We start from the raw sequence: 19,010 nt of genomic DNA, 5'->3' as shown, positions 1-19,010 counted from the left end.
AGTATTAGGTTTGTGCTAGGCAAGTATGTCGCGGCATATTTGTCTGGTTATTATTACGCCGTCAATAGCATTCAGTTGTTTCATGGAATCAGGGTAGAGACGGGGAGGTGAAAGTTCAATTATGTTGTATGCAATTTGATCTTGATGCCTATTCACCATGTCCTCGACGTTCAAGCCTTCTTGCGCCAATACCGAGAGTATCTGGCTGAGGATATTTGGTACGTTTTTATTTACAACAATCAGGCGTATGCTACCGGTTGATTCCAGGGAACAGTTTGGGAAATTTACTGAGTTCCTGATATTGCCGTTTTCCAGAAAATTCTTCAGTTGATTCACGGCCATAACGGCGCAGTTTTCCTCGGCCTCAGTCGTTGAGGCACCAAGATGCGGAATGGGAATTACGCCCTTCTCGCCCAGGAGTTCAGGAACGGGGAAATCCGTAACATAACACGATAGAGTCCCAGTTTTCAGCGCCGCTTTCACTTCATCGGCATTAACTAGTCCATCACGCGCAAAATTGAGTATGCGAAGGCCAGGTTTTGCTTTTTTCAGGGAGTTCTCGTTTATCAGGTTTTCAGTATCTTGCGTTAAGGGTACATGGAGGCTTATATAATCGCTATTTGCCATTAGTTGATTGAGGCTTTCGGAGCGTCTTACCCCGCTTGACAGGCCCCATGCGGCGCTCACGGAGATGAAGGGGTCGTAGCCGCTAACCTTCATGCCGAGTTGTTCGGCGGCGTTTGCTACTAGAACTCCGATAGATCCAAGTCCAATCACCCCAAGTTTTTTTCCAGCTATCTCCGAACCAGTAAACAAGTACTTTTTTTTCTCTATGGCTTCTGTAAGCTGCGAAACATTGATTTGGGATGTAAGCCAGTTGATTCCTTCATGAATACGTCTTGAAGAAAGAAGCAGGGCCGCGATAACCAATTCTTTAACACTGTTTGCATTGGCGCCAGGAGTATTGAAAACAGTTATACCTCGCTCGGTGCAAATGTCAACTGGAATACTATTCACCCCGGCGCCGGCTCTGGCAATTGCCAGCACGCTAGATTCAATTGCAATGGGAGAAAGGCTATGGCTTCTAAGGAGAATTGCATTGGGCGCGCTTAGATCTCTACCCAGCCTGTATTTTTCGGAATCAAATTGGCTAAGTCCGAGCGGGGAAATGTTGTCGTATATTTTGATATCAAACATCGCAGCGTCTCTCAAGGTTATAGGTACATATTGTATGTTATCAATAGCTATTATGTTGTAGAAATCAAGTTGCCTTTTATCGAATCAGGGGTTAGACTTCTAACGAGGGCATTATTTCACTATGGAAAGCATTGTCGTATCTTGCTCGAATCAAGAAATAGTTAAGAAGATTCAGGATGTAATAGAGAGAAATTTCAAAGGAAGGTTTTCCCTTCGGTTTCCACCGACTGACAGGGCAATTCTTGACATACTGGATTTTGAAACTCCGGAACTGCTCATAGTGAATTTTTCAGATTCAGAACTGGACAGCACAAAAATCAGAGACTCAATTATGCAGGATTCCTGGCTTCATAATTTCGGAATTATCGGCTTATACAACATTGAGGTTGATAGGGAGGAAACCATAATTGCCGAAAACAGGGATATCAATTTGCTGACCTTGGTCGATTTCGGTCGAATAAGAAGTCATTTGGGCAAATCCCTAGAGATTCTCGATAATAATCGTCGGATGATTTTTCAAGGTTTTCTTGCTGATAAACTTGTCAATCGAATGGTTGGGAAGTTCGAAATCGACAACGAAGATTATCTGCTAATCCCAATATACGGAGGTATCCTTGCTAATTTCCTCGTAAGATATGGCAAGTTAGAATCTAAAGATCGTTTCACGGTTCAGATGGCCTTAAGCGAATTATTACTGAATGCTATCGAACACGGCAACTGCGGTATTAGTTATCAAGAGAAAACTGAATGGCTTGCAACTGGCGCAAGCATAGATATGCTAATTGAGAAACGTTGCGAGGACCCGGTAATCGCGGCGAAAAAAGTTTTGCTCAATTGGAAAATAGGCGACAAGTCTTGCAAGTTCACGATAAGTGATGAAGGTGAAGGCTTCGATGTATTGGCTTATCATAGAACAATGAAGCAAGAATCTCATGAACGCCTGCATGGGCGTGGAATTCTGATGGCGCAGCTTGGCGGGAACAAACTGGTTTATAATACGAAGGGCAACCAGGTTACACTGAAAGTCGGTTTGAAAGAAAAGATTGAGAACCCAGCACCGATTGGATTTTCAGATCAGGAGTTGATTAAGGTAAAAGAGGGTGACACCTTGATGTACGCGGGTGAATATGGAGACTGTATCTACTATATCTCTAGCGGTGAGTATGTCGTCTACTATCTGGATAATCCCGTGGGAATCATTACGCCGGCCGATATATTCATGGGTGAAATGTCCTTTCTTCTTGGTAACACAAGGAGCGCCACGGTGGTGGCAAGAACCGACGGGCAAGTGATTAAAATTCCGCGTAAGAACTTTGTCAACGTGATAAAGGAATACCCCCAATATTCAGTATTCCTCTTGAAGATTTTGGCGCAGAAGCTGGTACGTTCCAATGAGAGTATAGCTACCGGGATGTCAGTGGGGCATCGATGAGAGGTAGAGTTCAGTTAGTTGGTTCTCATCAATCGTCGAGGGGCTTCTATCCATCGGGCTGATTCCCTGTGTGTTTTTGGGGAAGGCGATAACTTCTCGAATGGTGTTCTTCTGCGCAATTATCATCATCAATCTGTCAAATCCAATGGCTATACCCGCATGTGGTGGAGCGCCATAACTGAGGGCATCAAGTAGGAAACCAAAGCGCTTCCGTGCTTGAGCTTCTGGGAAACCAAGCAATTTCAATACGCGCTTCTGTAACTCCACCTCGTGTATCCTGACAGAACCTGACGCAATTTCGTTACCGTTTAGTACTAAGTCATATAGGTCTCCTATCACTTCTCCGGGATTATCTTCAATTCTGTCGAGGAATTTATCTTGGGGTTTGGAGAAAATGTGATGAGTTGCTTTCCAGGTATCGCTCTCTGGATTTTTCTCAAAAAGTGGGAAATCGATTATCCAACAGAAGCTGTAACTATTGGCTTCAATTAATCCGAGATTGGAACCGACTCTATTGCGAATTTCACATAAAGATCTAAGAGTAATCTCCCGATCGGCGCCGATGATGAGAATAAGATCACCGGCCTCAGCCTCAAGCTCTGTGATTATCTTCGATGCCTGCCCGGTAAAGAATTTTGACACCCCACCCTCCAAACCCTCATTGCTTACCCTCATCCACGCCAACCCCTCCGCACCTTGGGATTTGGCAACTTCCTCAGTTTCGGCAATCTTTTTTCGTGAATAACTCATCGCCGCACCAGGCGCCAATATGGCCTTCACTGTACCGCCTGAGTGCAGAACCTTCTTGAACATACTGAAGTTCGAAGATGCTACAAAGGGGGAGAAATCTGTGAATTCCAGGCCGAAGCGAAGATCTGGCTTATCCGTTCCATAGTTTTCCATTGTTTCTTGCCAAGAAAGTCGTTTGAATGGGATTGGAATCTTGATATCCAGTATTTCCTTGAAGATTCTGGCCATCATACCCTCTGCGACTGTAAGCACGTCATCTCGTCCCACAAAGCTCATTTCCAAGTCTACTTGAGTGAATTCCGGCTGGCGATCGCCGCGGGCATCTTCATCTCGATAGCAGCGTGCCAATTGATAGTAGCGGTCGATGCCGCCCGCCATCAATATCTGCTTGTAAAGCTGGGGGGATTGGGGCAGGGCATAGAAATGACCTGGATTGATGCGCGAGGGAACAAGATAGTCTCTGGCACCTTCAGGAGTTGATCTAATCAGAGTGGGTGTTTCTATCTCCCAGAACGCGCATTCGTTAAGATACTTTCTCAGTGCCCAGGTGCATTCATGCCGCAGTTTGAGTCTTTGCTGCATGCCTTGAGTTCTAAGATCGAGGTAACGATATTGAAGACGCAGATTTTCGTTCGCCTCATCTTCGCCATCCAGCACAAAGGGTAACGGTGGGCAGCTGTTGAGCACCTTTAATTTTGTCGGGGCCAGTTCAATCGCACCGCTTTGCATATCCTTATTCACCATATTTTGCGGTCGTGGCCGCACCGTTCCTCTTACGGCGATGCAAAATTCCATTTTCAGTTTTTCGCCAATCGCTCTAACTTCACTTGAGGCCTGTTCATCGACAACCAGCTGTACATTTCCGTAGCGATCGCGCAGGTTTATGAAATATATGCCGCCATGATTTCGTATTCTATGAACCCAGCCATTTAAGGTGACCGTTCGTCCCATATCTTCAATGCCAAGTTGTCCGCAATTTGCGGTGCGTTTTAACTCAAACATATGATGGAATTTATCACGAGACGGGTATCCAGTGAAGCTGCATAATCATCAAACTCGTTGAGATACCTTAGATTGCCTTAGCTACCTTTTCGGCGGGGTATGTGAAGGTCTCTGACTAGATTAAAAACAGGCACAAAAATAAGCACAAGAGCGAGTGCCAGAATTATCATTGGCACACTGTGACCCCGGGCTATCTGAAAAAACAATGTGGCGACACTCCAGGCCAAAACGGTGAGATAACAGATTGAGAGAACTCCAAACTTGATACCTATTTCCTTTATCGCCGCGCCCATTGTGGCAACACAGGGGAAATAGATTAGTACAAAGAGTAAATACGAATAGGCTCTAACCCAGTCGTTCCCGAAGGAGCGACGCAAGACTAAGAATGTACCAGTAGAAGATCCGATTTCCTCGGCGACTGCCTCTTCACTTTCGTTGAGTATCTCGGTTCCCAGGGGATTGTCAAAAGCGCCGAGGGCGATGGATAAACCCTTGGGAATTGATCTAAAGGCCTCCCCGATGGTTTGGAGAAATTCCCTTGTGTTGCTTAGACTTGCTGATTTCTCTTCGCCTGTGGCGGTTTGCTCATAGAGACTGTTTATAGTGCCCACTATGGATTCCTTCGCGAAAATTCCTGCAAAAAGCCCCACGGTGGCAGGCCAGTTTTCCTGTTCAAGCCCCATAGGTGCAAACACGGGGGTAATACTCCTACCAATGACAGATAGCACCGAAGTACGACTATTCTCATTGCCAAAACTTCCATCTGTTCCCATCGAATTTAAGGAGGAAAGGAATAGCACAGCTATTGTAATTACCTTGCCGGCTCGCAATATGAAAACCTGCAGTCTGATTTTGGTTCTATGAAGAATGGTTCCTATCTTTGGAAGATGATAAGGTGGTAAAATCATGGCAAGAGGTGCCGCTGGTTCCTTGAACAAGGTGTTTTTCAGCATGAAACCGGTAATCACGGCCAATAAAATGCCAAAAAGGTAAATGCTTACAATCATTAGTCCAGCCTGTTTGCCAAAAAACGCGATGCCAAAGAGTGCATAGACCGGCAGGCGTGCACTGCAGGACATGAATGGAGCCATAAATACGGTGAGATAACGGTCTTTCTTGTTTTCCAGTGTCCTGGTTGCCAGTATGGCAGGCACGGTACATCCAAATCCCACTAGCATTGGTACAAAGGATTTCCCGGGCAAACCGATTGACCGCATGAATCTGTCCATCACGTAAGATGCGCGAGCCATATATCCAGATTCCTCCAATATGGAGAGCATGAAGAACATGGAAAAGATAATGGGTATAAACGTTGCAACTGTTTGAATTCCACCACCGAGTCCGTCTGCCAAAATGAACTTAAGCCAATCTGGCGCTCCTAAGCGTGTCAGCAGCAGGCCTGAGCTATCTACGAATATTGCGCCGAAAACGATATCGAAAAAATCGATAAAGGCTCCCCCTACATGAATTACCACCCAAAAAAGTAAGTAGATGATCGCCAAAAAAACCGGAATGCCCAGCCAGCTATTCAGTACGAATTTATCAATCATCATAGAGACTGACTTCCCGGATCGGTTTTGCTTAACTCTGGCCTTAATCAGTTTCAAGATTTGAGTATGCTTACTTCTGGTAATTACCGTATCCGGGGTATCCATGCATGTTTTCTTGATATTTCGTATCGCTGATTCGATTTCAGCGGAACTGAGGCAACCCTTGGATATAACTCTTTGCCTTGTCTCATCATCCTCTTCAAGAAGGCGAATTGAGTCGAATCTGCTATTCTTACCCAGTTTCGAAGACCATTCCCCGATTATTTCTTCAATACTCCTTGGGTACTCTGGTTTCGAATTGGAAATTCTGGGATTCGACAAGCATTTTTTGATGGCTCTACGAAGGTCTCTTGTATCTGTACTTCTAAGTGCATTAACTACGATAACAGGAATACCGAGCTCGTCTGATAAGCCATCAACATCGATTTTGAACCCGTGTTTTATCGCAATGTCTATCATATTGAGAACCAGCAGCATAGGTTTTCCTATTTCAATCAAGGTAAGGGTTAGGAAGAGATTTCTTTCCAGATTCGAGGAATCAACTATATTGATTATGAAGTTAGATTCATTTGAAAGGATAAAATTTCTGGCCACTACTGCATCTTCGCTAAGTGTGTTTAACGAGTAAATTCCCGGAAGATCAATCACCTCAACCGTTTTGTTTCCCAGTAGCAGGCCGGATTTCTTCTCGACAGTTAACCCGGGCCAATTTCCGACATGCTGTATGCTACCCGTCAAGTCGTTGAAAAGGGTGGTTTTGCCGCTGTTTGGATTGCCCACTAACGCGATGGAAAGTCTATTCATGCAAAAACCTCACAACGTGGCAGTTGGTTAACTATTATTTTTTCCGCAATGTCGTGTCCGAGAATCACTTGGCGGTCCATCACTGTGAGGAGCATGGGATTCCGACTTGCTCTGCGGATTACCCTTACAGGCACGCCTGGAATGATGCCCAAATTCATCAGCTTTTCACGGTATTTCTTTCCACCTTCGATTCTTAGTACCACGGCCTTTTTACCCTTGTCTATTGCTGTTAATTCCATTTTCCTCATTTCCATTCGGATTAGACGACTTTCATAAAAGTTCGTCCGGTTAATAAAATTAATCCCAATTAACTTTAAGAGTTAATACATGCTATGTCAACAATCTTTTTAATCAAAGAAATTTGGGTTGACATGAAGACAAATATGATTCATAATTAAATAATTGCTTAAGTGTGCTAAAAAACATTAAGGAGAAAAATTGTGATCGAAATATCCCATGAAGAAGAGCTCAAAGAGCTTCGTGGTTGCCTGCATGAGGTTGAAGGACTATCAGAGCTTTTCAAAATTATGGCCGATGAAACCCGTGTCCGTATTCTTCAATTGCTTTCGAAATCTGAACTCTGTGTTCACGAGTTATCAATGCTTCTAAACATGAGTCTTTCCGCGATTAGTCATCATCTTAGATTGCTGAAGGTGATGAAGTTTGTGGCATATAGGCGTGAAGGCAGGCATGTTTTCTACTGTTTGGACGATCATCATGTTGAGAGGTTAATTACAATGGCGGTGGATCACCGCAAGGAAATAAATGAAGGACGCAATAAATAGACCAGTTTGTAATGACTGCTGTGACAAGAATAGACCCGGTGAGAGAAAGAGTGGGATTCTGGTGAGGTTAATCTTCTCTTTGTTTTGCTTTGTTTTGGGTATTCTTGCTAAGAATTTGCAACTTGAGATTCCTTGGGTGTATCGGATGTTTTTCGTGACGTCCTACGTGTTGGCGGGTTATCCGATTGTATTCGGAGCTGTGCAAAAAATGCGACGCGGCAAGTTTGTGAATGAGCTCCTCTTGATGACTCTGGCAACTATTGGGGCTTTCGCGATTGGCGAATTCCTGGAAGCTGCCGCGGTGATGCTGTTCTATTCTGTTGGCGAATACTTACAAAAACATGCTGTTTCGAAATCCAGAAATTCCATACAGAATGCCCTGAATTTGCGGGTCAATACTGCCAGGCTTGTAGAAAACGAAGGCATTCGGGAGATTGATCCCAGTAAAGTGACGGTTGGAAGTGTTATTGAGGTGCTTCCTGGGGATGCTATCCCACTGGATGGCGTGGTTATTAACGGTGAATCCTGGATGGATAGTTCCACTCTTACTGGTGAGTCAACTTTGCGCAGAATCGAAGTTGGTGGGGAAGTGAGTGCCGGTTATATAAATCATGATTCCAGGTTGGAAATCAGAGTTTCAAGGATTTTTTCGGAGAGTGCAATTTATAAGTTAGAGAAATTGCTGGAGGTGGCCTCCTCTCGGAAAGCGAAAACAGAAATGTTGCTTAGCAAATTCGCGGCGGTTTATACACCTGTTGTTGTGGGAATGGCATTGCTTCTCGCTATTGTCATCCCCCTTCTTTCTACCTGGAGTTTTGCTGATTCTATTTACAAAGCGACGATTCTTTTAGTTATCTCCTGCCCCTGTGCCTTGGTTGTTTCGGTGCCGTTGGCGTACTTTGCTGGCATCGGAAGGGCCTCGCGGGATAAGTCCTTGCTCCGAGGCGCGGATGTGCTGGACGCACTTAGTAAAATTGGGACTGTAGTATTTGATAAGACCGGAACCCTGACGGAGGGTAAATTCAGACTTCAGTCGCTGATTACTGAGAAGGCCTGGGATGAGCGAGATTTCCTGAACTTATCGGCTAGAACTCTCTCTGCATCCAATCATCCGATTGCACGATCGGTGAAGGTGGCGTGGGAGAAGGTTGCCAAGAATGCCGAGGCTTATACCAGGAGTTGGGGCTGTGATTTCGGGACTATGACCGAAGAGATGAGTGGTGATTCGTTCAGAGAGATTAAGGGATATGGGGTGCTTGCCACTCTGGGAGGGAGAAAAATAGTTGCCGGGAATGCGGAGCATTTGAAGCGCAGGGGAATTGTCGCATCGGAACCCACTCAGGATGGTACGGTTGTTCATGTGGCAGTTGATGGAGAATATGCGGGCCATCTTATTCTGTACGACTCGGTTAAAGGGAGTAGCATCGGCGCAGTAGCTGAGCTATGGAGGCTGGGAATGAAACGTGTGGTTATTTTCAGTGGCGATCGCCGGGATAACGTTGCTGGATTGGCGAAATTGGTTGGAATCGAAGATTTTCGAGCTGAGCTAAGCCCAAAGGACAAGATGTCGGCTCTAGAGAAACTGCTTTTAGCGGTTCCAAGGGGAATGAAGGTGGCATTTGTTGGCGACGGATTGAACGATGCACCTTCAATTCTTAGGGCTGACGTGGGAATGGCGATGGGTAGTTCAAGTACGGATTTGGCAGTTAAAGCGGCCGATGTGATATTGATGGATGATGATGCGAGAAGGGTTCCACGGCTAATCAAGTTGGCGCGTTTCACTAGGCGCGTTGTGATTGCCAATATTGGCTTTGCATTGATAGTGAAATCAGCTTTTATGGCGCTTGGAGTCTTTGCTGAATTGCCAATGTGGATGGCTGTTATTGGCGATGTGGGCGTTACAATACTTGCGGTTTTAAATTCGCTCCGGATACTCGCATCGAAATCTACGCTCGATAAAACTACTTGACTGAGTTTGTGAAAAAACAAAGTCTGGTGCCGGACTGGGCTTAGACGCCTGGATTGGATGGTGAGGAGGCCGGCGCGCTTCAGGCAGTGCATTGATTTAACCCGGGGTTTTAGAAACTGTGAATGGAGAGCGGTTTCATTTGGGACGCTATTTGGGACGCTATTTGGGACGCTATAAGGTCATTTGATGCTGACTCGGAATTTTTGAACCATCAAATCGGGACGGTATGAAATTTTCGTTTTCCTGAGACTTGCATTGCCGAGGTCTTGCTCAAGGTTCATGTATTGATAATCCGGGCAGAAATCGCGGGCGAATTGACTGAACAGGTATTGATAGACACCTTTGACTTCGGTGTTGGCCTTGGCAAAATGGATTACGAAGGTATCTTTGTTCAAAGGTTCACCGATGATCAATCCGATGGGTTTCCCGTTGGCGTAAGCCAGGGCAGAGGTTAGATTAAGGGTTTGATATTTCTCTATGGCTTCCGCGCACTGAGAAAAGTCGTTTTGATAGAATTTCTGAGGACTATCCTTCTGCCACTGTTCGAGGATTTCCTTGGCATGTGATTTCATATCACTGCTCAGGGGAATCAGTTGGGATTCGTTGTTGTTCAAAAATTGATTTAGTAGATTCTTTTTTTTATGCATTGACTTACCCGGGTAGGTTTTGAATTTTTCGGTAGTGTAAAGATAATCGGTGTCATCGGGATTGCTGCTTATGATGAACTCATTTTCGTCGAAGCACTCGAGCCAAGCTTGAGGAATTGGAAACAGGAAATCCCAGTTGCGAGTGCAAAGTAAATTCTTCAGTTCGTTGAAACAGTCTTCGTTAGTTTTATCCGGACTGGCCATTGGCATTAAATATTTTTTTCCGTCGTAGGTTACGCCGGAGATGAAGAAGCCATGAGGAGTTTCCACTGTATGGTACTCGTGTCTGTCGCGAAAGAGATAGAGGTTTGAATAGGAGCATTCGGAAAGCTGTACTTCGACAGCATCGAGTTTTTTGCTGATTATTCCCTGATGTTCAAGAGTTAGGGGTGTTTGTATCATTGTAGGGAGTAAGATAATGATTTGCTTGGCGGAAAGCAACTGTGGAAATTTTTAGGGAAGCTGTTAGCCTAAACTTTGATAGCTGGTGTTGCTTGATTCTTGCCCAGCCTAGCTTTCTGTGACACGGTTTTCGACATGCGCCTAATCATTATCTATCGGCTTGAAGCGAACTGAAACTATTCTCTTATTTCGGGTTCTCAAAATAGTGTACTGTCCCTCCCCAAGTTCGATTACAGTACCCTGTACAGGTATGTTACCACTCTTTTCCAGAAGATAACCTCCAATTGTGTTGGTCCGGCTGTCGTGTTTCAATTCCAGTCCGAGTATATCGCTTAGGTCGTAGAAATCTGTGTCTCCTTGGATAATCCAGGAGCCGTCTGGCTGTTCGCTGATCGGATTGGCGCTTGGGTTTGCCCTCTCATCAAGAAATTTTCCGAAAATTTCCTCTATGATATCTTCTCGAGTTACAATGCCGTCGAGACCGCCGTATTCGTCAAGCACTATTGCCATTTGAATCGGTTCAGACCTCAGGCGAAAGTATAGTTCGTGAGCTTTCATGGTTCCAGGAACCAGATAGGGCGATTTGGAAATCGTTTTAATCGAAGCGCGGGGGCGCTTCCTCAGAGCTCTAACTAAGTCGAATAGGGTTACAATCCCGGATACATGTTCTAAATCGCCGTTTAACACTGGTGCTCTCGTATGTCCCGAGTCAACAAATAGGTAGGCTGCATCTTGAACGGTTGTGTTTTCATTCATCATGAATAACTCTGTTCTGTGTGTCATAATGGCCTTGACGGGGGTGTCGTTGATACGAAACACGTTTCTCACCATTTCCTCTTCATAGGATTCCACTACCCCCTGGCCTTCTGCCACTTTCACATGATGCAAGAGTTGTTCAAGTGTAATCTCTCTCCGCTTGCTGCCCACAAATAATAAGGTGATGCCTCGACTAACGGAGGATACTATCCAAATAAAGGGTCTTAGGACTATCGATAGTAAGTTTATCAAGCGAGCACTTATTAGACAGAGGGTTTCATTGGCTACCAGCGCAATCTGCTTCGGCGAAACCTCACAGAACACCAGAACAGTTAGGGTTAGTACTCCCGTAGCCGCGGCCACATAGATTTTACCAAACAGCCTGATCGTCATTGCAGTTGTCAGCGCGGACGCACCTAAGTTAGCTAGATTATTTCCAATCAGGAGTGTAGTTAACAGGATGTCGTGTCGCTCGGTAAGTTTCTTTACCAATAGGCCGCGTTTACCGCGGTTCTCTGCCAGAGAATTAATCTGACCAGGGGTGAGCGAGGTAAACGCTGTTTCCACCGACGAGAAGTATGCGGATAGTATTAACAGTATTGGAAGGGATAAAACAGACCAGAGTAGCATTAGTTTTTATCACTGATTTGGAAGTGCGATTGTTTCATATCGTCCATCATATCGCAATACAGCAAACCGGCAAGGGGTGATACTGTTTATCCGAACAGCGCTGTGCGCTTGTTTACAAAGGATGAAACTCTATTACTTGTCGATAGCACGAGCTGCTTAGTATTTTATTGAGTAGCAATCCCATTCTGTTTATGAGGAAGCCGCATGAAAAAATTTAAAACAGAGGTTAGTCAACTTCTTAATTTACTAATACATTCCCTTTATTCTCATAATGAGATTTTTCTTAGGGAGCTAATTTCAAATTCATCCGACGCACTTGACAGGCTCAAGTATTTGACATTGACCGATGACGCTCTGAAAGGATTGGATTTCAAACCTCGAATTGACATACGAATCGGTGAGAAAGAGGAAATCCTTGTTATTGAAGATAATGGAATTGGCATGAACGGATCAGATTTGGCTGATTCACTTGGTACAATCGCTCGTTCCGGAACTAGGAATTTCATGGAAGAACTAACCGGCGATGCAAAAAAGGATTCCAATTTGATTGGTCAATTTGGTGTTGGCTTCTATTCTTGTTTTATGGTGGCCAGCTCTGTTGAGGTAGTTTCAAGGAAGACCGGTGATGATAAGGCATGGAAGTGGACTAGTAATGGGGAATCTGGGTTTACCATCGAGGAGACTGAGAGGGAAACCCAGGGAACTACAGTGACACTGAAACTCAATGAAGCAGGCAAGGAGTATGATTCGCAGTGGAAGGTAAAATCGATCATTAAAAAGTACTCAGACCACATTGCTTTCCCGATTCATCTCCATTGGACGGAAAAGGTCGACAAAAAAGAAGAGAAAAAAGATGAACGTGTTAACTCGGCGAGTGCACTGTGGAAGAGGCCAAAATCAGAGTTGAAGACTGAAGACTATAATGAATTTTACAAGACGTTTTCACACGATTCGGACGATTTTTTGCTTCGCGTTCATGTACAGGCAGAGGGAACCCTGGAATATACAACTTTGTTCTTCGTTCCCCAAAAAGCGCCTATAGACATGTTTCAGGCAGATTATAAACCCGGTGTGAAACTCTATGTGAAACGAGTATTCATTACAGATGACAATAAAGAACTTCTCCCTGTGTATTTGAGATTTGTGCGTGGTGTAATTGATTCCGAAGATCTCCCGCTGAATGTTAGCAGAGAAACACTTCAGCAGAACAAGATTATGGTGAATATTCGAGAGGCTTCGGTAAAGAAATTGTTGGCTGAATTCAAAAAGCTTTCTGAAAATGAGAAGAAGTACGTGGAATTCATTGAGCAGTATAATCGCCCTCTAAAAGAAGGGCTCTACTCGGATTGGGCTCACAAGGACGATCTTCTTGAACTCGTTAGGTATAAATCTACTGCGATTGAAGGATGGACTAGCCTTGAGGCTTACAGAAACAGAATGCCTGAAAATCAGAAAACCATCTATTACCTGATAGGGGAGAACGAGGAAACGCTTCGGAAATCTCCCCTGTTAGCGGCATATAAGGAGAAAGGTTTTGAAGTCCTTTTCATGTCGGATGAAATTGATGAAATCATAACTCCAATGATTGGCCCATATAAGAAATTGGAAATGAAGGCAATAAACCGCTCCGGAGCGCTTGACGATTTAAAAACTGATGATGATAAGAAAAGGGAGAAAACTGCTGAACCTGTCCTTAAGAAAATAAAGAAGGTTCTCGGTGAGTCTGTCAAAGATGTTGTTGGCTCGACACGCCTGTCCGATGCTCCGAGTTGTCTGGTTTCGAGCGAAGGCGATCCGTCGGCACAGCTAAGGCAGATGCTACAAGCTATGGGCCAGAAAGATATCCCCGAGGCTACCTTCATATTGGAAATAAACCCCGATCACCCAGTGGTTAAGGGGCTAGCTGACTCCGACGATAAGAGCCTGGTGGATGATGTGGCACGTCTTCTATATGAACAGGCCCTGCTGGTTGAAGGAGCGACTCTCAAGGACCCAACAGGCTTCGCCACTCGTTTGAATCGAATTACGGCCCGGGCGTTTTGAGCGAAAACTAAGCTTGTTTCACGACTGCTGCCTAGACAAACCGATAAGCCTGTTATGCAGCGATTATCCTCATCGTTGCTGATCCGAGAGTAAGCCATTTCCTTATAGGAGAACGTTGGAGTGATATCTATCTTACCATTGCGATTCCCACTCGATTTCGTGCTATGCAACCACGCGTACTGCACGATCGATAAGCTTCGATGAGTAAGCTGCCTCCGCTTCCCTATCTTAAATAGTGATATCTCCGGCAAGGCCGGTGCGATTTAGTTTTAGATTGTCCGTGAATTCGTGTATTTCTTTGATTGTGCCAAGGCTGGAGATTTTTTTTGCATCTTCACTTGCTTTTCGAGTATCCATTTCGGAAACTGATTTCTGCATGCCCGGAATTGCTGCAGGTTCCATCGTGAAATCTCTAATACCAAGGCCTATCATGTAATAAACGGTACGCGGATCTTTGGTCATGATGCCACATACCGACAGCGGACAAGAAGCTTCTTTCGCGGCATCGCTAACTCGTTTGACCGCTCGAAGGACTGCTGGATGTCTGATATCAAAGAGATCGGCAACTTTTTCATTGGTTCGATCGACTCCCAAGGTGTATTGCACTAAATCGTTGGTACCCAGGGAAAGAAAATCGGCTACCCTTGCCAATTCAGGAGCCATCTCCACGGCGGAAGGCAGCTCAATCATCGCTCCAAGTTTGGGCAGTAGAGAGCCTTCGAAACCATCGCGTTTCAGAAAACTTAAGCTTTTTAAAACCATCCTTCTCGCATTTTTAAAATCATCAACTGATGAGATTAAAGGGAATAGAATGCGAATTCTTTTATTCCTGCTTGCCCGAATCATTGCTTTTAATTGGCCAATGAAAACCTTCTTGTTTTCCAGAAGGAAGCGGATTGATCTGAGGCCGAGAAAAGGATTGGCCTCATCGGAATCAGGGATGTAGCTTAGAATCTTATCGCCGCCCACATCTAGCGTTCGCAAGGTTACCACTGGGTTGTCTAATCCCTCTACAACCTTCTTGTATATTCGGTATTGTTCCTCCTCCGAAGGGAAGTCGCTACGAACCAGGAATGGGAATTCACTTCTATAGAGCCCTATTCCCTCTGCCTTCAAGCGTTTGGATAAGTCTAAATCTGAAAGCAAATTCACCGCGGCTCTTAAATGAATTCGTTGACCGTCAAGGCTTTGTGTTTCAGGTTGAACGTATTTCTCAAGTTCCCCAATTCCTTTCGAAGCTTCTATGAATTGTTTCACACGGCTGGTGGTGGAATTGTCCGGTTGAACTATCAATGTGCCCTGTATCGCATCCAGAATCAGGGAGGTATTCGAAGGGATTAGAAGAACACTCTCGTCGCTGGTACATATGAGTGGAATCTGCAGGGAACTGGCCAGAACGCTCACGTGAGCCGTAACACCACTTCCATATAAAACTAACCCTGCGGCATTTTGCGTGGCGAGTTTCAATAATTCCGACGGTAATAGTTCGTTTGTGATGATTATCTGACCATGATACCCTCCCCCATGTTCGCTTTTATCGGATAGGAGATTTTCAAGTATTCTGTGTTTTAAATCTTTTATATCCAAAACCTTTTCTTTCATTCGAGGATTGCTGCTTGATGCGAAAATTCTTGTATAGTTGTCGGTTACCTGCTTCACGGCTTGACTTGGGTCCAACCCGTTTCCGATTTGATTTGCCATTTCGCCTGAGAAGCCTTCGTCTCTGAGCATCAGGAGATGTGCACTGAATATCAGGGAAGCGACGTCGGCCAATTCCTCTTCAAGCCGTTTTTGCAGTTGTTCCAATTGTTCCTCAGTTTGGGCAATTGCATTGTTGAAGTCGTCTATTGTTTTGCCATAGGAATTCCTCTGATCGGTAGGCTGGTTGTTTTCAGAATCTGATTCCTGTACTTGATATGCGCGGCCCAGTACCACTCCCTCAACTACCTGTGTACCTCTTATAAGCTTGCTCGGCAGTGGTGTGACCCTGGGTGTTTTTTTCTTCTCTGACAAGGATATCAGAAGCATCGCATCCTCTATAGTGGCCGCAAGCTGGGCTGCTATTGCTTGAAGTGCTCGAACATCTGATTTGCTGAATCGCGAACCTCTCTCATCCTGCAGTACCATAACTCCCACACGACGTATACCCCGGATTATGGGTACCGCGAGAAACGATTCGAATTTACCCTCACCGCTTTCCGGGACGAATTTGAAGTATGGATTGTCGACACCTCGGCCTTCACTTATAGGCCGCAGCTCTTTAAGCGCCAGTCCTGTCAGTCCTTCTCCCCAAGCAAGTGTCAAAGTTCCAACCATCTGCGGATTTAATCCCTCCGTTGCTTCTAGAACTAGATGGTTTTCTTCTTCGTTATAGAGAAATATTGAACAAACATCGGTTTGCATGTGATGACTGACAACGTGCACTACTCGTGAGAGGAAGCCGCGTATATCTTGACTATGAAGAAATGGTTCTGTCAGTTCGCTGACAGAAAATATCATTTCCACATCAGTAGTCGGAATATCACTCATTGCTTAGCTCTCTAGCCCTAGCCGTAGAGGCGGAGACGGCTTGGATAACAGCAGAGCGGAATCCCGCGGATTCAAGAGAGGCTATCGCTTCAATTGTTGTGCCGCCTGGAGAGCAGATTTTATCCTTGAGCACGGCCGGATGCAGGGCCGTTTCGGATACCAATCTTGCCGACCCGGCAAGCACTTGCGCGGCAACCTCGTAAGCCACAGTTCTCGAAATTCCTTCCCGCACCGCTCCATCTGCAAGCGCTTCGATTAGAACTAAAATCCAGGCTGGGCCGGATCCCGCCAAGGCTGTATAAGAATTCATCAAGCTTTCCGAGAGAATTATACACTTACCAACTGCGTCAAATATCTCTCGAACTGTTTGGAATTCCGCATTGTTCACTTGCCTATTGCGGCAAAGAGCTGTCATTCCTTCCAGCACCAATGCTGGCATATTCGGCATAGCCCTTACTATCTTCGCATCGTGATCGAGCCAATTGGCTATTTTTTCAATTGACAGACCGGCCGCGATAGTAACCACAATGGTTTCAGGTTGAATTCTATCTTTGATACCTCGCACTGCATTTTCATAGTCCTGGGGTTTTATGGCGAGTATAACAACAGAAGCTGCAGTGGGATTCAGATTGTTTGAGCTGGTTTGAATGCCAGGGAAACTTGTGCTCAAATCTCGAATCACGCTTTCGCTATAATCAGATACGATCAAATTCGAAGGAGAATATGTACCGGCGGAAAGCAGTCCCTTGATTATAGCTCTGCCCATATTGCCGGCGCCGATGAAACCAATAGATTTATTCTTGCCCATAATGCTATTCCACCTCATACAACCCGAATTTCAGACTCATAACCGTACCATATTTCAAGGCCAAACAGTGCATCCTTAGATAGATAGTCTGGCAATGCACCACTTAGCGAACCAAGGGAACGCCTATAACTCTCGATGCTAGCCCAAAACACAGGAGATATTACCACTTTTTTAGGCGCAAGTCCTTTGCTCCGGGCTTCCAATAACTGCCTATATACCTCAACGATTAGTTCCTCGGCTTTCCGCATACAAATCTTCGGTTTTCCGCTTATACACCCGTCCTCCGCCATATGCTAATTCAGCAAGTAAACATCAATTTAAGTTTAGCATATACTCTTGTGCTATTTGTTGTCAGTTTTACTTGACACTATCAGTAAGCTGCCGCCAATTACAAATAGAATAAACACCGCCCCAACACCATAGCTATATGCTGTTCGTTCATCCACCACTTCTGCTAGATAGGCGATTCTCGGAAAGGCACCCATCAGAAAGGGACCAAGTATTGCTGCAAATCTGCCCATCATATTATAGAAGCCAAAAAATTCCCCTGAGGAATTGTGGTCTGGGAGAATTGATGCATAGTAGGAACGGCTCAGCGCCTGTATTCCGCCCTGGCTTGTCGATACTAGAAATGCAACCAAGACAAAAACTGGCATTACTTTTGTTGCGGGCAGTAGCGGCATCATTGTGCCAAGAGCGGTTATCAATGCATACACTCCAATCCCAACGAACAGAAGAGGGCGTGAACCGAACCGCTGCGCCAGTTTACCATAGAGCAAGGTGAAGGGGAAGGCTAGAATTTGTATGCCGACTATTGCACCTAGCAATACCATTAATCCCACACCAATACTTGATGCGAAATTAGTTGCCATCTTTATAATGGTGTTAACCCCATCGATATAGAAAAAATATGCAATAAGAAACAGGAACACTTTCTTGTACTTCTTAATTTCCAGAAAAGTTTTGACCAGTCTCTTGAAACTCTCAATGTTGGGCGAGCGTACTGGGTCTATTCCATGTCTCTGTTTCACGTTGTTCAAGAAAGGGAGCGAGAAAAGAAACCACCACAAAGCGGTAATCAAGAAACTGATTTTCACTCCACTTGCCGGGAGCCCCTGCGAGAAGTCCATGTTAGCCAACACCGCTATGATTGCCAGGCTGATAAGAAATGGAATCGTACTGCCGCCGATATAGCCATAGCCATAGCCCAAAGAGGAGATTAAATCCAGCCTGTTTGGCGTAGTGATATCGGTTAGAAATGCATCATAAAATATATTCGCACCTCCAAATCCGATGAAGCTGAAGATGTACAGTATCAGCAAAGATTTCCAGTCATCGATTCCAACCAGAATCAGCGCGCCTGTTGAGAGAATTCCTACGAGCCAGAAATTGACAAAAAGCTTTTTCCGATAACCTTTGAAGTCAGAGAGTGTGCCGATTACCATGGCAATCGCGCTGATGAAAGCCGCATATATGGTATTAGCTGTCCCAAGCCAGAAGGAAGTTTGTGTATCCGATAAACCACCGGTTTTAGCTACTTGTCCGAACCACAACGGGAAAATTGCGGTTGAGATAATGGTGGAGTGAACTGAATTCGCCCAGTCATACATAATCCAAGATCTTTCAGGTTTGCTAAGTTTCTTCATTTTGGCTGAGTATAGCATAATTGGACGCTGAAGAGCTTCTCTTGACCGAACAAACTGAGC

The 19,010-nt window shown here is 45.0% G+C and carries 14 protein-coding genes; 4 read left to right on the top strand and 10 right to left on the bottom strand.

From position 1 onward, the window contains the following. Positions 1 to 15: 15 nt before the first annotated feature. Positions 16 to 1,197, bottom strand: coding sequence for a 3-phosphoglycerate dehydrogenase family protein (locus S1OALGB6SA_RS04540; RefSeq protein WP_037564430.1), 1,182 nt, complete (start codon positions 1,195 to 1,197; stop codon positions 16 to 18). Between the two features lie 121 nt (positions 1,198 to 1,318). Between S1OALGB6SA_RS04540 and S1OALGB6SA_RS04535 the strand changes: the two genes are divergently transcribed. Continuing rightward, complete coding sequence (locus S1OALGB6SA_RS04535; RefSeq protein WP_124032680.1) at positions 1,319 to 2,629, top strand: cyclic nucleotide-binding domain-containing protein; 1,311 nt, start codon at positions 1,319 to 1,321, stop codon at positions 2,627 to 2,629. Here the strand turns inward: S1OALGB6SA_RS04535 and aspS are convergent. The 3 genes from aspS to S1OALGB6SA_RS04520 form a co-directional block, all read right to left on the bottom strand. Further along, entirely contained in the window at positions 2,612 to 4,381 is a 1,770-nt protein-coding gene (aspS, locus tag S1OALGB6SA_RS04530) for an aspartate--tRNA ligase (protein WP_037564425.1), read from the bottom strand. The genes S1OALGB6SA_RS04535 and aspS overlap by 18 nt on opposite strands. Positions 4,382 to 4,458: 77 nt before the next feature. Next, positions 4,459 to 6,735, bottom strand: coding sequence for a Fe(2+) transporter permease subunit FeoB (feoB, locus tag S1OALGB6SA_RS04525; protein WP_037564422.1), 2,277 nt, complete (start codon positions 6,733 to 6,735; stop codon positions 4,459 to 4,461). Beyond that, the gene (locus S1OALGB6SA_RS04520; protein ID WP_037564419.1) at positions 6,732 to 6,974 is read right to left on the bottom strand and encodes a FeoA family protein; all 243 of its coding nucleotides are present in this window, start codon (positions 6,972 to 6,974) and stop codon (positions 6,732 to 6,734) included. The genes feoB and S1OALGB6SA_RS04520 overlap by 4 nt, the downstream gene beginning before the upstream one ends. 201 nt (positions 6,975 to 7,175) lie before the next feature. Here S1OALGB6SA_RS04520 and S1OALGB6SA_RS04515 point away from each other — a divergent pair, with 201 nt between their 5' ends. Beyond that, positions 7,176 to 7,520, top strand: a complete 345-nt coding sequence (locus tag S1OALGB6SA_RS04515) for an ArsR/SmtB family transcription factor (protein ID WP_230204414.1) — start codon at positions 7,176 to 7,178, stop codon at positions 7,518 to 7,520. Positions 7,521 to 7,674: 154 nt separating this feature from the next. Continuing rightward, positions 7,675 to 9,489, top strand: a complete 1,815-nt coding sequence (locus S1OALGB6SA_RS04510; protein WP_195910300.1) for a heavy metal translocating P-type ATPase — start codon at positions 7,675 to 7,677, stop codon at positions 9,487 to 9,489. 179 nt (positions 9,490 to 9,668) lie between these two features. Here S1OALGB6SA_RS04510 and S1OALGB6SA_RS04505 read toward each other — a convergent pair whose 3' ends face one another. Next, complete coding sequence (locus S1OALGB6SA_RS04505) at positions 9,669 to 10,538, bottom strand: DUF2156 domain-containing protein (RefSeq protein ID WP_037562365.1); 870 nt, start codon at positions 10,536 to 10,538, stop codon at positions 9,669 to 9,671. Between the two features lie 141 nt (positions 10,539 to 10,679). Continuing rightward, positions 10,680 to 11,924: a hemolysin family protein gene (locus S1OALGB6SA_RS04500; RefSeq protein ID WP_037562366.1), complete on the bottom strand. Its 1,245-nt coding sequence runs from the start codon at positions 11,922 to 11,924 to the stop codon at positions 10,680 to 10,682. A gap of 204 nt (positions 11,925 to 12,128) precedes the next feature. Between S1OALGB6SA_RS04500 and htpG the strand changes: the two genes are divergently transcribed. Further along, positions 12,129 to 13,967, top strand: coding sequence for a molecular chaperone HtpG (htpG, locus tag S1OALGB6SA_RS04495; RefSeq protein WP_037562367.1), 1,839 nt, complete (start codon positions 12,129 to 12,131; stop codon positions 13,965 to 13,967). 228 nt (positions 13,968 to 14,195) lie between these two features. Here htpG and ptsP read toward each other — a convergent pair whose 3' ends face one another. The 4 genes from ptsP to S1OALGB6SA_RS04475 all read right to left on the bottom strand — a co-directional run bounded on the left by ptsP (position 14,196) and on the right by S1OALGB6SA_RS04475 (position 18,950). Next, entirely contained in the window at positions 14,196 to 16,496 is a 2,301-nt protein-coding gene (gene ptsP, locus S1OALGB6SA_RS04490) for a phosphoenolpyruvate--protein phosphotransferase (RefSeq protein ID WP_052080050.1), read from the bottom strand. Beyond that, a complete protein-coding gene (proC, locus tag S1OALGB6SA_RS04485) occupies positions 16,489 to 17,304 on the bottom strand; it encodes a pyrroline-5-carboxylate reductase (RefSeq protein ID WP_037562391.1) in 816 nt (271 codons plus the stop codon). The genes ptsP and proC overlap by 8 nt, the downstream gene beginning before the upstream one ends. Positions 17,305 to 17,318: 14 nt before the next feature. Then, positions 17,319 to 17,552 carry a hypothetical protein gene (locus S1OALGB6SA_RS04480; RefSeq protein WP_037562368.1) on the bottom strand — a complete coding sequence of 78 codons (234 nt, stop codon included), beginning with the start codon at positions 17,550 to 17,552 and terminating at the stop codon, positions 17,319 to 17,321. Between the two features lie 93 nt (positions 17,553 to 17,645). Further along, entirely contained in the window at positions 17,646 to 18,950 is a 1,305-nt protein-coding gene (locus S1OALGB6SA_RS04475; protein ID WP_124032679.1) for an MFS transporter, read from the bottom strand. Positions 18,951 to 19,010: the final 60 nt, after the last annotated feature.

This window comes from Olavius algarvensis spirochete endosymbiont (assembly GCA_900608495.1).
GTDB lineage: Bacteria > Spirochaetota > Spirochaetia > DSM-2461 > DSM-2461 > UBA2779.
This window is presented reverse-complemented; position numbering and strand designations above follow the sequence as displayed.

Excerpts from the sequence above, each read along its gene's own strand:
- S1OALGB6SA_RS04520 (WP_037564419.1), bottom strand. The coding sequence starts at position 6,974 with ATGGAATTAACAGCAATAGACAAGGGTAAAAAGGCCGTGGTACTAAGA.
- S1OALGB6SA_RS04535 (WP_124032680.1), top strand. The coding sequence starts at position 1,319 with ATGGAAAGCATTGTCGTATCTTGCTCGAATCAAGAAATAGTTAAGAAG.
- S1OALGB6SA_RS04540 (WP_037564430.1), bottom strand. The coding sequence starts at position 1,197 with ATGTTTGATATCAAAATATACGACAACATTTCCCCGCTCGGACTTAGC.
- feoB (WP_037564422.1), bottom strand. The coding sequence starts at position 6,735 with ATGAATAGACTTTCCATCGCGTTAGTGGGCAATCCAAACAGCGGCAAA.
- aspS (WP_037564425.1), bottom strand. The coding sequence starts at position 4,381 with ATGTTTGAGTTAAAACGCACCGCAAATTGCGGACAACTTGGCATTGAA.
- proC (WP_037562391.1), bottom strand. The coding sequence starts at position 17,304 with ATGGGCAAGAATAAATCTATTGGTTTCATCGGCGCCGGCAATATGGGC.
- S1OALGB6SA_RS04480 (WP_037562368.1), bottom strand. The coding sequence starts at position 17,552 with ATGCGGAAAGCCGAGGAACTAATCGTTGAGGTATATAGGCAGTTATTG.
- S1OALGB6SA_RS04500 (WP_037562366.1), bottom strand. The coding sequence starts at position 11,924 with ATGCTACTCTGGTCTGTTTTATCCCTTCCAATACTGTTAATACTATCC.
- htpG (WP_037562367.1), top strand. The coding sequence starts at position 12,129 with ATGAAAAAATTTAAAACAGAGGTTAGTCAACTTCTTAATTTACTAATA.
- S1OALGB6SA_RS04505 (WP_037562365.1), bottom strand. The coding sequence starts at position 10,538 with ATGATACAAACACCCCTAACTCTTGAACATCAGGGAATAATCAGCAAA.
- ptsP (WP_052080050.1), bottom strand. The coding sequence starts at position 16,496 with ATGAGTGATATTCCGACTACTGATGTGGAAATGATATTTTCTGTCAGC.
- S1OALGB6SA_RS04475 (WP_124032679.1), bottom strand. The coding sequence starts at position 18,950 with ATGAAGAAACTTAGCAAACCTGAAAGATCTTGGATTATGTATGACTGG.